This window comes from Actinoplanes sp. CA-015351, from assembly GCF_050955685.1.
GTDB lineage: Bacteria > Actinomycetota > Actinomycetes > Mycobacteriales > Micromonosporaceae > Actinoplanes.
The window spans coordinates 2,372,089-2,386,544 of sequence record NZ_CP192102.1; the positions used below are offsets into that span (position 1 = coordinate 2,372,089).

Below are 14,456 nucleotides of genomic sequence, written 5' to 3' on the forward strand. Positions count from 1 at the left end.
CGAACCTCTCACTTAACGTGAGGTTCAAGTCAAACCCTTTTTCGGGTACGCGCAACGCCAGGCCCCGTGCCACGCCGCCCCTGACGCCCGTCCCCCCGGCGCACCCCGCCGCCGGCCCCGGCGCCCCCACAGCCGGACCCAACGTGATCAGCATCCACACATCTCGATGCAGCGCGAAAGCGACGCCCGTCTGGCCGGCGCAAGCGGTCACCCGGAGCTGGGCGGCATCCGGGCGCGTGGCGGGATCCGGGCGCGCCGCAGCATGGGGGTACGTGGCAGCATCGGGGCGTGCGGCGGGATCCGGGCGTGCGGCCGGCTTACGCTCCCGGTCGCATTCCCGCGTCCGCGCGACCGTAAGCGCAAGCCGACTTCGAGGTTCTGGCGGGGCGGAAGCTCTCGCTCGCGGCGAGGCGTTGCCGCAGATCTTGTGCGGTTCAGCCGTCCCTCGGGTTTCGCCATTTGTGGAGCGGTAGCGGGTACGCGGCGGCGTGCCGGTTTCTTTGGCGCGAGGTGCCGCTCCGGAGATCTTGTGAGGTTTGGCCGGCGGATCGACCGCGAGTGCACGAGTTTGCGGGACGGCCATCCGTGGCATGTCGAATTCGGGTGGTTGACGAGCGTTGTGGTCACGCACTGCCACCACAGCAGGTGAACAGTGCCGGATCTTGGAAACTCGTGGGTGCTCTATGCCCCACAGGTCTCCAAGGTTCGGCCGGCGCGGTGCTTCACAGTTCGGCGTGGTGAACGCGGTGCTTCACAGTTCGGCGTGGTGAACGCGGTGCTGCAACGTCCGACGTGGTGACGCGGTGCTTCACCGATCTTGTGGAGTTCGGCGAGGCGTTTGCGCGTAACTCCGCAAGATCGGCCGGGCCTTTTCGATCTTGTGGAGTTGTGTGGACACGTCTGCGGGGAAGTCCACAAGATCCAGGCCGAGCAGAGCAGAACGGCGCGGCGCGGCGCGGCGCGGCGCGGGGTGGTGGCTCACTGTGTGCTCGTGGTTCGGTGGGGTGGTGGCTCACCCGGCCTGCCAGTAGCTGCCGTCGAGCTGCGGGGCCGGCTATCGCATGGTGATGACGGCTCGGGCGGTCAGGGTGCCGGCGGCCAGGTGCTCGTAGGCGGTGGTGATCTGGTCGAAGGGGAACAGTGAGACCTCGTTGCGGATCAGGCCGGCCTGGGCCAGGGCTATCACCTCGCGCGCGTCGGCTATCGAGGAGCCCTGGAACGTGAAGACCTCGCCGTCCCGGGGCAGGGCGCCGAACCACGGCCGGGTGAACGTGCCGCCCGCCGAGCCGATCAGGCCGTAAGCGCCGCCCGGGCGGACGGCTTTGAGCCCGGCGGTGATGGTGTCGTCGGTGCCGACGAAATCGAGGACGGCGTCGGCGTCGCAGCGGCGGGGGACATCGGGCGAAACCGTGTGGGCGCCCACCGAGGTCGCGTACGAACGGCGGGCCGGCAGCGGATCGACGGCGATCACCGAGGCCGCCGTCAACGCGCGCAGGAACTGCACGGCGAACGCGCCCAGGCCTCCCGCCCCGATCACCACGACCGTTCCGGCGGGGCTGATCCGGGGGATCGCCCGGCGCACGGCGTGGTAGGCGGTTGCTCCGGCGTCGGTCAGCGGACCGGCCGTGAGCGGGTCGAGACTGCCCAGCCTCAGCAGGTCACGCTTCGTGGCGAGCACGAACGATGCCAGGCCGCCGTCTCTCCCGTACCCTCGCCCGCTGAGACCGGCCATGCAGTTGCTGTCGCGTCCCCGCAGGCAGAAGTCGCACTCCCCGCAGGATGCGGGGGAGACGAGCGCGACCGGCTCACCCAGGGTGACGTCGCCGGGGAGCACGCCGGAACCGAGCGCGGCGACCCGGCCGGCGGTCTCGTGGCCGAGAGTGAACGGCATCCGCCAGCCCATTTTCTCGCCGGCGGCCTGCGGGATGTGCGGCATGGTGAGGTCGGAGCGGCACAGGCCGCAGCCGGCCACGCTGATCAGAATCTGCCCCGGGCCGGGTGACGGGACTTCGGCGGTGGTGGTCTGCGGCTGGGCACCCCAGCCGGTCATCCGATAGGCGCGCATCGACTCCACTGGAACACGTTATCGCAGTATCGAGCAGCTATGTTGACCCGATATTAGAACTCGTTCTACCGTGAGGATCGTGCTTACGAAGCCGTTCGCCGACGCCATCCGGACCGCCGAGCAGATCATCACGAGCGCGCCGCACGTCAGCGGCGAGCAGGACCTCGCCGAGGGATACGACTACCTGGCCGGCAGCATTCGCGGCGCGCTGCAGATGGCCTGGGCCTATGAAAAGGACAACCCCTGTTTTGTACGCTCCACCGGACCCTGGACCAAGATGGGACTGGATAATCCGGACACGCTGTACTTCCACGCGTGGCTGCGTGACGACGCCGAATACCTCGTGACCGGCGTGCGCGGCACCACCGCCGACCTGAGTTTCCAGACCCTCGACGGCGATTATTCGCCGGTTGACGTGCCGGGCAGTCTGTCCGCTTTCGACGATCGGGAGCTGACGATCGGCGTCGATGGGGCGTACCGGCTGAGGCTCGGACCGGCGCCGAAAGCCGCGATGCTGGTGGTTCGCGAGGTTTTCAGCGACTGGGACGCGGAGCGGCCCGGGATGCTGCGGATCGAGCGCGCTGATCGGATCGGTTCGGCGCCGCCGCCGGTCACCCTGGAGAAGAACACTCGACGGTACGGAGTAGCCGGCAAGATCCTGGTCAGCCGGTTGACGACATTCCTGGCGTTCGCCGAGCGATTCTATCTCGGACTGCCGGTCAACACGCTGACGCCACCACGGGTGACTCCGGGCGGGCTGTCCACGCAGTACTCGTCGGTGGGCCACTACGACCTTGACGACGATCAGGCCATGGTCGTCACGGTTCCCGCGTCGGACGCGCCCTACCAGGGGATTCAGCTCGGGAGCATGTGGTACATCTCGCTCGACTACATCAACCACCAGACCAGCCTCACCCGGGACCAGGCGCACGTCGATCCGGACGGGCTGATCCGCTTCGTGATCAGCGAGCGCGATCCCGGTGTGGCGAACTGGCTGGAGCGGACCGGCCATCGCCGTGGATACGTGCAGCTGCGCTGGCAGCGGCTGTCCCGGGCGCTGACCGCCGAGGACGGACCCCGGGTCGACATCGTGGCCGTCGACGACCTGCCCAAACAGCTGCCGTTCTTCGAGCCGATCAGCGCCGAGGCGTGGCGGGCGCGGATCGCCGCACGGCAGGCTTCGACCGCTGCCCGGATGCTGGGGTGAGTCGTGCTGCTCGCGGAGAAGGTGGTCGTGGTCGCCGGGGTCGGGCCGGGTCTGGGGCAGGAGATCGCTGTCCGGGCCGCGCGGCAGGGGGCTGATCTGGTGCTGGCGGCGCGTACCGAGCCGGTGCTGGCGGAGGTCGCCGGGAAAGTGGTGGCGGCTGGGCGGCGAGCGGTTGTCGTTCCAGTCGACCTCGCCGTGGAGACGTCGGCCTTGGTGGACGCGGTGATGGGCGAATTCGGTCGTGTGGATGTGCTGGTGCACAACGCGTTCTCGATGCCGCCGATGCGGGGGCTGCTGAAAACAGATTTGCCGGAAATTTCGCGGAGTTTCGACGTTAATGTGGTTGCGGCGCTGCGGACCGTGCGGTTGCTTGCCCCGGCGCTCATGGAGTCCCGTGGCTCGGTCGTCATCGTCAACTCGGCGGTGTTGCGGCACTCGCGGAAGCCCTTCGGACCGTACAAGATCGGCAAGGCCGCGCTGCTCGCCGTGGCGCAGAACCTGGCGAGTGAGCTGGGGCCGTCCGGCGTACGCGTCAACTCGGTCGCGCCGGGCTGGATCTGGGCCGACACGCTGCGGACCTGGTTCGAATACCTGGCGTCCCAGCGGGGTGTCCCGGCCCAGACGATCTACGACGAGACGGCTGCCACGACGGATCTGCGGCGGCTGCCCGAACCCGGTGACGTGGCGGACGCGATTCTGTTCCTCGCCTCGGATCTGGCCCGGGGGATCACCGGTCAATGTCTCGACGTGAATTGCGGGGAGTTCCACCATTGATTGCCAACGATCGTACCGACGTCGGGACCGTGGACGACCTGCAGGCGTCGGCTGTGCGGATGACGGGGCTCGACGATTTCGGGGACTCGGGTTATCGGGACGGGCTGGGGGTGCTGCTTTCGGCGTACCGAAATGAAGCGGCCTTGACCCCCGCGGGGAGCAAGCGAACCCGGCAGCTGTTGCGCGGTGCTCTTGTCTCGCGGTTGCTGAGTGAGGGGGCGTGGCGGCAGTACCCGGCCTTTTCGCAAGCGCCTGTGGAGCGGCCGATTTTCGTGACCGGCCTGCCGCGGACCGGAACCACGGCGCTGCATCGGCTGCTCGCCGCGGATCCCGCCCATCAAGGGCTGGAATTGTGGCTCACCGAGGTGCCGCAGCCACGCCCACCTCGGGATTCGTGGCCGTCGCATCCGGTCTACGCGCTGTTGCGGGACGCCTATCTGTCGCATTCCGAATTCAACGGGGTGCATCACCTCGGCCCGGATCAGGTGGAGGAGTGCTGGCGGCTGCTCTGCCAGTCGATGACGTCGGTGTCGTTCGAGTGCACCGCCTTCATTCCGTCGTATTCGTCGTGGCTTTCCACGCAGGACTGGGTTTCTGCATATCAGCGGCATCGCCGCAATCTTCAGCTGATCGGGCTGAACGATCCGGGCCGGCGCTGGGTGCTGAAGAACCCCAGCCACCTGTTCGCCCTGGACGCGCTTCTCGCGGTGTATCCCGACGCGATAGTGATTCAGACCCACCGCGATCCGCGGGCGGCGATCGGCTCGGTGTGCAGTCTGAACGCTGTCGCTTCGACGGGGTGGTCAACGGTCTTCGAGGGGCCGGTGCTGGGGCGCGCTCAGCTTTCGTTGTGGTCGCGGGGCTTACAGTCTTTCCGGGAGGCCAGGGCGCGCCACGACCCGTCGCATTTCATCGATGTCCGGTACGAGGATTTCGTGACGGATCCGCTGGGGACGGTGGCGGCGATCTATGCGCGGCTCGGGGCCGGGTTGAGCGACGAGGCCCGGGCCGCGATGGCCGCGTCGCATGCCGGCGCGGGTAAGCCTTCCCACGCTTATGACCTGGCGACATACGGGTTGACGCCGGCCGAGGTGGACAAGGCGTTCGGCTCACGGGAATAGGTAGATCTTGTCGAGCTTCCCGAACACGGGGCCGCTCAAAGTCGACAAGATCGACGAGCGATCAGATCTTGGTTATCACCTCGTCGGCGAAGTGGTGCAGGGCGTCCTGTTTCACCTGCAGCGGCGCGTCGAAGCCGGCTCGATGGGTGACCCAGGGGACCACGATCGCGTCGGTGACGCCGATGTCGGCCTGGCGGCGGTAACCGTCCAGGCCGAACTGGTCGACGCAGACGGCCTGGATCTCGAACGGGGCATCGGCCCGGCCGTACTCCGCGCGCAGCACCCCGAGGCGGTCGATCACCTCGCGCAGGTCGGCCAGGCGCATCATCGCCGACGACCAGCCGTCGCCGATGCGGGCGGCGCGGCGCAGGGCCGGCTCGGTGTGGCCGCCCACGTAGAACGGGACCGGCTCGGCCGGCGCCGGGCTCATCCGGAGCTTCTCGAACGCGAAATGTTTCCCGGAGTACGAGACCATCCCGCCGCCCAGGATCAGCTTCAGGACCTCGATCGCCTCGTCGGCGCGGGCGCCGCGGTCACGGAACGGCGTACCGCACCATTGCGACTCCTCGGGTGACCAGCCGAGGCCGACGCCCAGGCCGAAGCGGTTGCTGGTCAGGTTCGCCACCGAGTTGACCTGGCGGGCCAGCAGTACCGGGTTGCGCGGGTCGAGCTTGAGCACCTGCGTGTAGAACCTGATCGTGCTGGTCACGGCCCCCATCGCGGCGGCGGCGACCATCGGGTCGGCCCAGGGCGTGTCCGCGTCCCAGAACCGCCGTCCGTCCGGTGTGTACGGGTACGACCCTTCGGTGTGCTCGGCGAAGAAGATCGAGTCGGGCAGAGCGATCGACGTGAACCCGCACTCCTCGGCTGTCACAGCGAGTGACGTCAGCTGATCGAGAGGGCTCAGGGCTATACCGAGGGTGAATTTCATCCGATCTCCTCCGCGAGGGCGAGCAGGTGTGCTGTTGCCCCGCCGAAACGGAACTCGTGCTCCTTGGCGGCCAGGAAGTGCCGGTGCAGCGGGTACTCCAGGTCGAGGCCGGTGCCGCCGTGCACGTGGACCGCGGTGTGCAGCACACGATGACCGGCCTCGGCTGCCCAGAACCCCGCCGTCGCGATCTCGGCGGTCGCCGGCGGGTCGTTCTCCAGGCGCCAGACCGCCTGCCAGAGCGCCACCCGTAGCGCCTCGACGTCGATGTAGGCGTCGGCGAGACGCTGGGAAACGGCCTGGAAAGAACCGATCGGCCGGCCGAACTGCACCCTTTCACTGGCGTGCCGGGCCGTCATTTCCAGGGCCTTTTCAACAACGCCGAGTTGATAGGCGGCCGAACTCACCACGTCGTCGGGCAGCTCGATGCGAGCGGCATGGCGGCCGAGCTCGACGAGAATGGCACAGCGCTCGGTCAACCCGTACCCGGCGTCGTTGGCCTCGAAAAGGAGGTCGCGACCGGAAGTCGCGAGATCGCGGGTGAGTGCCGCGGCCTCGCGCGCGGTCTCCGGCAGGGTGAAGTCCATCGGAGCTCCTATCGCCGGACCGGCAGGCCGAGTGCGCCGGCCGCGATGATGTCACGCTGCACCTCATTGGCACCGCCACCGAAAGTCAAAATCAAAGACGCGCGATACATTCGTTCCACCCGATCGGTCACGGCCTTTTCGGGTACGCGTCCCGGAGCCGAAAGAACCTCGGTAAGAAGCCGATAAACCTCGATGGCGAGTTCGGTACCGTATACCTTTCCGGCGGACGCGTCGACGGGCGACAATGTGCCGGACGCGACCCGCCAGTTGAACAGCTTCAATACCTCGACCTTGGCATGCACCCGGGCCAGGTGAAGCCTGATCCATTCCCGTTCGAACCGGCCGGTCTCCTTCGCCGCGTGCACGACCTCGCGCAACGACCGCTGGAGCGGCGCCGCCGAGGTGAGCGCGACCCGTTCGTGGTTGAGCTGATCGGTGATCAGCTGCCAGCCGCGGTTCTCCTCGCCGACCAGCGCGGTGATCGGCACCCGGACGTTGTCGTAGTAGGTCGCGCTCGTGGTCGGCCCGGCCACCGTCCGCACCGGAGTCCAGGAGAAACCGGGCGCGTCGGTCGGCACGACCAGGATCGACAGGCCCTTGTGGCGGGGTGCGTCCGGATCGGTGCGGCAGGCCAGCCAGACATAGTCCGCATACCGGATCAGGCTGGTCCACATCTTCTGCCCGTTGATCACGTAGGAGTCGCCGTCCCGGGTCGCCCGGGTACGCAACGACGCCAGATCGGTGCCCGCGCCGGGCTCGGAATAGCCGATCGAGAAGTGCAGCTCGCCGGCGGCAATTCTCGGCAGCAGATCGGATTTCTGCTGGTCGTTGCCGTGCCTAGCGATCGTCGGCCCGACCGTGTAGAGCGTCAGGAACGGCACCGGCACCCCGGCAAGCGCCGCCTCGTCCGTGAAGATCAACTGCTCCACCCGGTCCAGGCCGTCCATCGCCAGCCATCCGTCGTGGCCCAGCTGCCGGACCACCTCCCGGTACGCCTCTCCGTCGCCGTATTCGCCGTCCGGGTCGTCGAGGGCTTTGCGCCGAGCCGGGGTCATCAGATCGGCGAAGTAGGACCGTAGTCGCAGGCGCAGCTTCTCCTGCTCCGGTGTGTATCCGACGTGCACGTCCCACCCCGCAGCGCTAGATTAGAACACGTTCTACAAGTAGACCGAGGAGTCGGGGAGGCGTCAACAGTGGACGCGTATCTGGTCGGCGCGGTGCGCAGCCCGATCGGCCGTCGAGGCGGGTCGCTTTCCGCGGTGCACCCGGCTGACCTGGCCGGACAGGTGATCGTCTCGTTGCTGGAGCGGTCCGGCGCCGATCCGGACGTTGTCGACGACGTGATCCTCGGGTGTGTCGACACGCTCGGCCCGCAGTCCGGTGACATCGCCCGGACGGCGTGGCTGGCGGCCGGTCTTCCGGAACACGTTCCTGGTGTCACCGTTGATCGGCAGTGCGGGTCGGGGCAGCAGGCCGTGCACTTCGCGGCCCAGGCGGTGGCGAGCGGTTCGGCCGATCTGGTGGTGGCCGGTGGGGTGCAGAGCATGAGCCGGGTGCCGATCGGCAGTGCGATGGGGGAGGAGGGGCCCTATCGGGGGTCGGCGGGATGGGTGCTTCGGTACGGCTCGCAGGAGGTCGACCAGTTCCGCAGCGCCGACGACATCGCGGCGAAGTGGAGTCTGCACCGTTCTGAACTGGAGGAATACGCGCTGGAAAGCCATCGCCGGGCGGTCGCCGCGATCGACAGTGGAGTGCTGAAAGCCGAAATATCCGGAATCGGGGTGGACGAGTGTCCGCGTCGCGACACCGATCGCGTCCGGATGGCGGCTCTCGCACCGCTTCGCGACGGGGGTGTCACCACGGCCGCCACTTCCAGCCAGCTTGCCGATGGCGCTGCCGCCCTCCTGGTCGCCAGCTCGCTCGCGGTTCGTCGATACGGGCTGCGGCCCCGGGCTCGGATCAAGCACCTTTCGGTACGCGGTGACGACCCCGTCCTGATGCTGACGGCCCCGATCGCGGCAACGGCGCACGCCCTGAGCCGAGCCGACCTCAAAATATCCGATATATCGAGATTTGAGGTCAACGAGGCCTTCGCCAGCGTGGCACTCGCCTGGCTGCGCGAAACCGCCGCCGACCCCGAACGCACCAACATCAACGGCGGCGCGCTGGCCCACGGCCACCCGCTGGGCGCAACCGGCGCAAAACTGCTGGTCAGCATGGTGCATGAGCTGGAGCGCTGCGAAGGCCGCTACGGCCTGGTCACCATGTGCGAGGGCGGCGGCCAAGCGAACGCGACAATCATCGAACGCTGTTAGCTCGCACCCGCCCGTGGCTGGTCCAGCCGGCTCTCAGCGCTGTCCTGCGGGCGGTGGAACAGCGCCGACAGCCAGCTCGTGTCGACCAGCCGACCACCAAGCACCGTCCCACAACCGTTTTCACAACACCGACCACCAGCCGCCCCGCCGACCAGCCGATCCCGCCGACCAGCCGATCCCGCCGACCCGGCCGGGCTGCCGGGCCAGTCGGGCTGCCGGGCTGCCGGGCTGCCGGGCCAGTCGGGCTGCCGGGCTGCCCCGGCCAGTCGGGCTGCCCTGGCCAGTCGGGCTGCCCTGGCCAGTCGGGCTGCCCTGGCCAGTCGGGCTGCCCCGGCCAGTCGGGCTGCCCCGGCCAGTCGGGCTGCCCCGGCCAGTCGGTCCAGCTGGGGCTCGGTGAGTCCAAGATTCGGTCCGGCTGGTTGTCGTCGCTGACTCCTGCTGGCTACCGCCTCGGCGTCCCCGGGAAGCCGGCGGACAGAGGGCCGCCGAGGGGCATGAGCTGGACACTCCGCGATCGTGGAGACTTCTGGCTGCAGAGTGTTGCTCACTGTCACAGCGAGGTCGGCCGGTCGCCGATGTGTGGAGCATGGTGGTGCCTCCAGGCCCCACCCGCCACCAAGATCGGCCCGCGATGCCCGTAAGCGTGACACGGAGAGCGACGAAACGGGCCGCCGGTGAACCGCGGACCGTCGTTCCGCCGGTATCTCCGCCGCAGCCCCAAAATGGCGTGTTGATTTAGGGTGCGATTCGAACCTGAAGTCGACACGAAGCAGCCGTTTCGTGGCGTGCGTGTCGGTACTGGGCGCGGATCGCACCCTAAACCAACACGCTCGGCCCGAAGCCGACACACTTGGGCCCGAAGTCGACACGGTCAGCCCGAAGTCGACACGGTCAGCCCGAAGTCGACACGGTCAGCCCGAAGTCGACACGGTCAGCCCGAAGTCGACACACTCGGGCCCGAAGCCGAAAACGGTCAGCCCGAAGTCGACACGGTCAGCCCGAAGTCGACACACTCGGGCCCGAAGCCGAAAACGGTCAGCCCGAAGCCGACACGGTCAGCCCTAAGTCGACACACTCGGGCCCTAAGTCGACACGCTGGGCCCCGGTCGTGATGTGGTGAGCCTTTACCGGCGACGTATGCCGTGGAAAGTGATGGAACGGCCGCGAAGTCGCGCCGACGACTACCCCAAGTTCTGATCTTGTGAGTTCCGGGTCGGTCCGACGGCGTAACCGCACACCGTTGCCGACTCCGCCATTTCACCAGCGTGAGGCAGCAGTGACGGCCAGCCGAAGTGGATCTCGCGCACCTGGCCGGGACCCGGGAGGCCGGCCGGCGCACACCGAACGCCAGCGCGTGCGCTCACCCGCTCAGGCGGCGAGTCAGCCGGTGGACGGGAGGCGGATCAGGGCCTCGTCCGCTTCCTGCATGATTCGGTTGAGCAGGGTCGCGCACGACGGCAGATCGGCGATTACTCCGGTGACCTGGCCGGCGGGCATTACTCCGTACTCTGGGTGGCCTTTGACCATCGCTGTGCGTAACAGGATCGGGGTGCTCGCGGCGCGCATGGTTTGCGCCCAGCTCATCTCACGCCCGTGCCGCGCGCTTCGCCCGGCAGCCAGCAGTTGCGGCCAACTAAGGCCGGCTAGGCGGCGAAACGCGACCGCGTGCCTGGTCGCGCGCAGCAGCGCGCTCACCCTTCCCGATTTTTCCAGCCCTTTGATGTACGCGGTGAGCAGCACCCGATGCGGCACACCGTCGACTTCGGTGGTGACGATCGTGCCGGTCACGCCGGCGTCGAGGTAAAGCTGTTTCACGGCGTCGGGCACCGGGCTGTCGGTGGTGAGCAGGAAGCGGGTTCCCATGGCGATGCCGGCGGCGCCGTACGCGAGAGCGGCGACCAGGCCCCGCCCGTCGAAGAAGCCGCCGGCCGCCACGACGGGGATGTCCACGGCGTCGACGACCTGCGGCAGCAGCAGGGTGGTCGGCACCGGACCGGTGTGCCCGCCGCCCTCGCCGCCCTGGACGAGGACCGCGTCGACTCCCCAGGCCGCAACTTTTTCGGCGTGCCGGCGGGCGCCGACCGACGGCATGGTCAGCACGCCGTGGTCGGCGCATTTGCGCACCAACGACCGGGACGGGGCCAGGGCGAACGAGGCGAGGCGCACGTTTTCCCTGATCAGCAGGTCGATGCGCTCGCCGGCGTCGGGCATGTCGGCGCGGATGTTCACACCGAATGGCGCGTCGGTCCGCTCCTTGACGCAGCGAATCGCCGCTTCCAGCGCAGGCAGGCTCATGGAGGCGGACGCGATGATGCCGAAACCGCCGGCGTTGCCGACCGCTGAGACCAGGCCGGCCCCGGCCACGTACCCCATGCCGGTCTGCACGATGGGGTGCCGGCAGCCGAGCAGATCGGTGAGCGGGGTTTTCATCGTTCCCGCTGGCTGCCGGGGTCGAGGCGGTCGCGGATCAGGGTGAGTTCGGCAGAGGTCGGGTCCCGGGTGACCGGCACGGCGGGGGAGGGGATCGTCAGCGGGAAACCGGTCGCGGCGACGACCTCGCCGACGCTCACGCCGGGGTGGGTGGAGCGCAACCGCATCGAGCGGTCCGGTGTGGCGAAGTCGAGGACGGCCAGGTCGGTGACGACGACCCGGATCTCGTGGGCGCCGCGGTCGCCGCCGATGCCGGAGACCATGTCGACCTTGTCGACGAAGACCCGCGGTGAGTGGCGTGGCACCCAGTAACTGGTGGTGTGGTTGATCGTGTTGCCGGGGGCGCCGCGTACGCCGAGTAGTTGCCGCCTCGGCCGCTCCCAGTCACCGATGCAGGAAATGTTGGAGTTGCCGAACCGGTCGAGCTGGCTGGCGCCCATCATCACGTGCCGGGTGCCGGCGGCAACCGTGGCGAACACCTGGCGATAGGGCAGCCAGCCCTCGGCGGCGCCGTCCCGGAGCAGGGTGGCCTCGCCGTCGGTGACCAGGAGGTCCGGTGCGAACGTGAGCTGGGCGAGGCGGGCGCCGAGGTGCGGGATCAGCCCGGCGGAACTGGCGAGGACCGCGCCGTCACCACGCCAGGCTTCGGCGCAGGCCACCACGCAGGTCTCGGCCCGGGTCATCGGGTTATCGCTTTCTGATAGTCGGACTCGTCGCCGTCGAGGTAGCGGGATCGGAACGTGTTCCAGTCGGTGGTGGCGTACTCCCGCTGGAAGATCTCGTCGCGCCCGTAGTCGGGGACGCAGCTGGTGAAGTGCGCGCCGTGCGGTGTTTCGACGACGGCGTCGACCATCGATCGGTTGGTCAGCAGGGTCTGCGGGGGACCGCTCTCGATCAGCTCAGCGGTGCTCAACAGACGCTCGCAGGACAGGAACCGGCGTTTCGCGGCGAGGCAGAACAGGTCGTCGAAGTACGGGTCCGGCCCGAGGTAACGGCCGTTGCCGCCCGCGTCGGCCCGGTTCAGGTGGATCAGCGCCACGTCGAGGTGAACGGCCGGCATGGCAACGAGCTCGGTGCCGTCGTGGTAGGGCGACCGGACCGTCTTCAGCCCCGGGTTGACGCGCATCACGTCGGAGCCGACGCCGGCGCGGATCGGCAGGAACGGGAGCCGGTTGGCCGCCGCCAGCAGGCCCCAGTAGAGCATTCCCTCGTCATATTCGGTCAATGCGATATTCCCGGCTTTCCGGGCGAGGCCGAAATGTGGTTCAAGAGGGATGCTGTCCAGCGACACGAAGCCGGTGACCACCCGGCCGACGCACCCGGCGGCGGTCAGCAGACCGACGTCGGGACCGCCGTAACCGACGATCGTGAGGTCCCGGCGTCCGGCCCGGACCAGCGCCCGGACCAGCGCCATCGGCTTGCGCCGGGACCCCCATCCGCCGATCCCGACGGTCATCCCGTCCCGGATCTCGTCGACGATCTCGGTCATTGTCGCGACGGTCATCGGCCCTCCACGAAGCGCCGGCGGGCGCGGTCTCCGGCGCCGTTGAGGTTGAGCTCGAAGGTGAAGCCCTGCTCGAACCGGTAGGAGCGCTTCACGTCCATCGGATCGATGCCGTTCAGCGATGCCTTTGCCGCCCGGATCACCACCGGGTCCTTGCCGGCGATCTCGGCCGCCAACCGCCGGGCAGCGGCACGCAGCTGATCAGGCGGAACCACGTCCAGGACGGTGCCGAACCCGTGCAGCAGAGAAGCGGGGACCGTCCGGCAGGTGTAGACCATCGTGCGCATCAGCTGGTGCGGCACCAGCCGGGCCAGGTGGGTGGCCGCGCCGAGCGCCCCACGATCGACCTCGGGAAGCCCGAAGACCGCGTCGTCCGAGGCGATCACCAGGTCGGCGTTGCCGGCCAGCCCGACCCCGCCGCCCAGGCAGAACCCGTGCACCGCGGTGATCACCGGCACCGGGCAGTCGTAGACGGCGGCGAACGCGGCAGCGCACCCCCGATTGGCCGCGATGAGCGCATCGTGGCCCTCGGTGCGCTGCATCTCCTTGATGTCCACGCCGGCGCAGAACCCGCGCCCCTCGGCCGCGATCAGCACCACCCGGGTGCCCGAATCAGCGCCTGCCGCGGCGACCGCGCCGGCGAGCGTCAGCCACCCGTCGGCCGGAACCGCATTTACCGGCGGGAAGTCGATGATCACCTCGGCGACCGCGCCGCGGTGCAGCCGCACACCCATGCCGGGACTCTAACCTAGCGCTTGCTTGGGTAGCTAGGATCGAACTTCATGGACGCCCTCGACTTCACCGGCCGCTCGGTCGTCGTCACCGGTGGCACCCGCGGCATCGGCGCCGCCATCGCCCGGGCCTTCCGTGCCGCCGGAGCGCGGGTGCTGGTCTGCGGGCGAAATCAGCCGGATGTCACTGATGACTACTTCCGGGCCGACGTCCGCGATCCCTACCAGGCGGCGGCGCTGATCTCCGAGGCGGTGCGGCGGCACGGCCGGCTCGACGTGGTGGTCAACAACGCCGGCGGCAGCCCGCAGGTCTTCGCCGACGTCGCCTCGCCCCGGCTGCACGCCAAGGTCATCGAGCTGAACCTGATCGCGCCGCTGCATGTGGCCCAGGCGGCAAACGCGGTGATGTGTGATCAGCCCGGCGGCGGCGTCATCCTCATGATCGGCAGCGTCAGCGGGGTCCGTCCCTCTCCGGGGACCGCCGCCTACGGCGCTGCCAAAGCCGGCCTGCTCCATCTCGCCGCGTCCCTCGCTGTCGAGTGGGGCCCGAGGGTACGCGTGAACACCCTCGTCGTCGGTCCGGTCGGCGACGACGCGGCGGCCGCCGAGACGGTGGCCATGGGCCGCGCGGCCGCACCCGAGGACGTGGCCGGCGCCTGCCTGCTCCTGGCGTCGCCACTGGCCGGATATGTCAGCGGCGCCGCCCTCGCGGTCCACGGCGGCGGCGAGTGGCCGGCCTATCTGGCGGAGCTCCGCACGCGGGCGTAGTCTCCGCAGAAAGCAGAAACTAGAAC

At 68.8% G+C, this 14,456-nt stretch carries 12 protein-coding genes and 1 pseudogene; 5 read left to right on the forward strand and 8 right to left on the reverse strand.

Features of this window, described 5'->3' with window-relative positions; all coding sequences use genetic code 11:
* Positions 1-1,054: 1,054 nt before the first annotated feature.
* Positions 1,055-2,065, reverse strand: coding sequence for an alcohol dehydrogenase catalytic domain-containing protein (locus ACQP2E_RS10670; protein ID WP_433833886.1), 1,011 nt, complete (start codon positions 2,063-2,065; stop codon positions 1,055-1,057).
* A 79-nt stretch (positions 2,066-2,144) separates the two neighbouring features.
* Between ACQP2E_RS10670 and ACQP2E_RS10675 the strand changes: the two genes are divergently transcribed.
* The 3 genes from ACQP2E_RS10675 to ACQP2E_RS10685 are packed head-to-tail and all read left to right on the forward strand — an operon-like array spanning position 2,145 to position 5,167.
* On the forward strand, positions 2,145-3,272 hold the full coding sequence (locus ACQP2E_RS10675; RefSeq protein ID WP_433830367.1) for a hypothetical protein: 1,128 nt from the start codon (positions 2,145-2,147) through the stop codon (positions 3,270-3,272).
* A gap of 3 nt (positions 3,273-3,275) precedes the next feature.
* Positions 3,276-4,046: an SDR family oxidoreductase gene (locus tag ACQP2E_RS10680; protein WP_433830369.1), complete on the forward strand. Its 771-nt coding sequence runs from the start codon at positions 3,276-3,278 to the stop codon at positions 4,044-4,046.
* Positions 4,046-5,167 (forward strand): sulfotransferase family protein, encoded by a 1,122-nt coding sequence (locus ACQP2E_RS10685; protein WP_433833888.1) that lies wholly within the window; start codon positions 4,046-4,048, stop codon positions 5,165-5,167. Before ACQP2E_RS10680 ends, ACQP2E_RS10685 begins: the two co-directional genes overlap by 1 nt.
* A 61-nt stretch (positions 5,168-5,228) precedes the next feature.
* On the opposite strand, the gene ACQP2E_RS10690 is transcribed toward ACQP2E_RS10685, so the two are convergent.
* The 3 genes and pseudogenes from ACQP2E_RS10690 to ACQP2E_RS10700 form a co-directional block, all read right to left on the reverse strand.
* Entirely contained in the window at positions 5,229-6,098 is an 870-nt protein-coding gene (locus ACQP2E_RS10690; protein WP_433830371.1) for a TIGR03619 family F420-dependent LLM class oxidoreductase, read from the reverse strand.
* A pseudogene (locus ACQP2E_RS10695) lies at positions 6,095-6,502 on the reverse strand (acyl-CoA dehydrogenase family protein); the annotation flags it as partial. The pseudogene ACQP2E_RS10695 and the gene ACQP2E_RS10690, both read right to left, overlap by 4 nt.
* 188 nt (positions 6,503-6,690) lie before the next feature.
* Positions 6,691-7,806 carry an acyl-CoA dehydrogenase family protein gene (locus tag ACQP2E_RS10700; RefSeq protein ID WP_433830373.1) on the reverse strand — a complete coding sequence of 372 codons (1,116 nt, stop codon included), beginning with the start codon at positions 7,804-7,806 and terminating at the stop codon, positions 6,691-6,693.
* 69 nt (positions 7,807-7,875) lie between these two features.
* On the opposite strand from ACQP2E_RS10700, the gene ACQP2E_RS10705 reads away from it, so the two are divergent.
* Positions 7,876-8,997: an acetyl-CoA C-acyltransferase gene (locus tag ACQP2E_RS10705; RefSeq protein WP_433830375.1), complete on the forward strand. Its 1,122-nt coding sequence runs from the start codon at positions 7,876-7,878 to the stop codon at positions 8,995-8,997.
* 1,380 nt (positions 8,998-10,377) lie between these two features.
* Here ACQP2E_RS10705 and ACQP2E_RS10710 read toward each other — a convergent pair.
* Genes ACQP2E_RS10710 through ACQP2E_RS10725 form a run of 4 tightly spaced genes read right to left on the reverse strand, consistent with a single transcriptional unit; the run spans position 10,378 to position 13,665 of the window.
* Entirely contained in the window at positions 10,378-11,427 is a 1,050-nt protein-coding gene (locus tag ACQP2E_RS10710) for an NAD(P)H-dependent flavin oxidoreductase (RefSeq protein ID WP_433830377.1), read from the reverse strand.
* Positions 11,424-12,110, reverse strand: a complete 687-nt coding sequence (locus ACQP2E_RS10715; protein ID WP_433830379.1) for a CoA-transferase subunit beta — start codon at positions 12,108-12,110, stop codon at positions 11,424-11,426. Before ACQP2E_RS10715 ends, ACQP2E_RS10710 begins: the two co-directional genes overlap by 4 nt.
* Positions 12,107-12,931 (reverse strand): CoA transferase subunit A, encoded by an 825-nt coding sequence (locus tag ACQP2E_RS10720; protein ID WP_433830381.1) that lies wholly within the window; start codon positions 12,929-12,931, stop codon positions 12,107-12,109. Before ACQP2E_RS10720 ends, ACQP2E_RS10715 begins: the two co-directional genes overlap by 4 nt.
* On the reverse strand, positions 12,928-13,665 hold the full coding sequence (locus tag ACQP2E_RS10725) for an enoyl-CoA hydratase family protein (protein WP_433830383.1): 738 nt from the start codon (positions 13,663-13,665) through the stop codon (positions 12,928-12,930). The genes ACQP2E_RS10720 and ACQP2E_RS10725 overlap by 4 nt, the downstream gene beginning before the upstream one ends.
* A gap of 48 nt (positions 13,666-13,713) precedes the next feature.
* Here ACQP2E_RS10725 and ACQP2E_RS10730 point away from each other — a divergent pair, with 48 nt between their 5' ends.
* Entirely contained in the window at positions 13,714-14,430 is a 717-nt protein-coding gene (locus tag ACQP2E_RS10730; protein ID WP_433830385.1) for an SDR family oxidoreductase, read from the forward strand.
* Positions 14,431-14,456 lie beyond the last annotated feature (26 nt).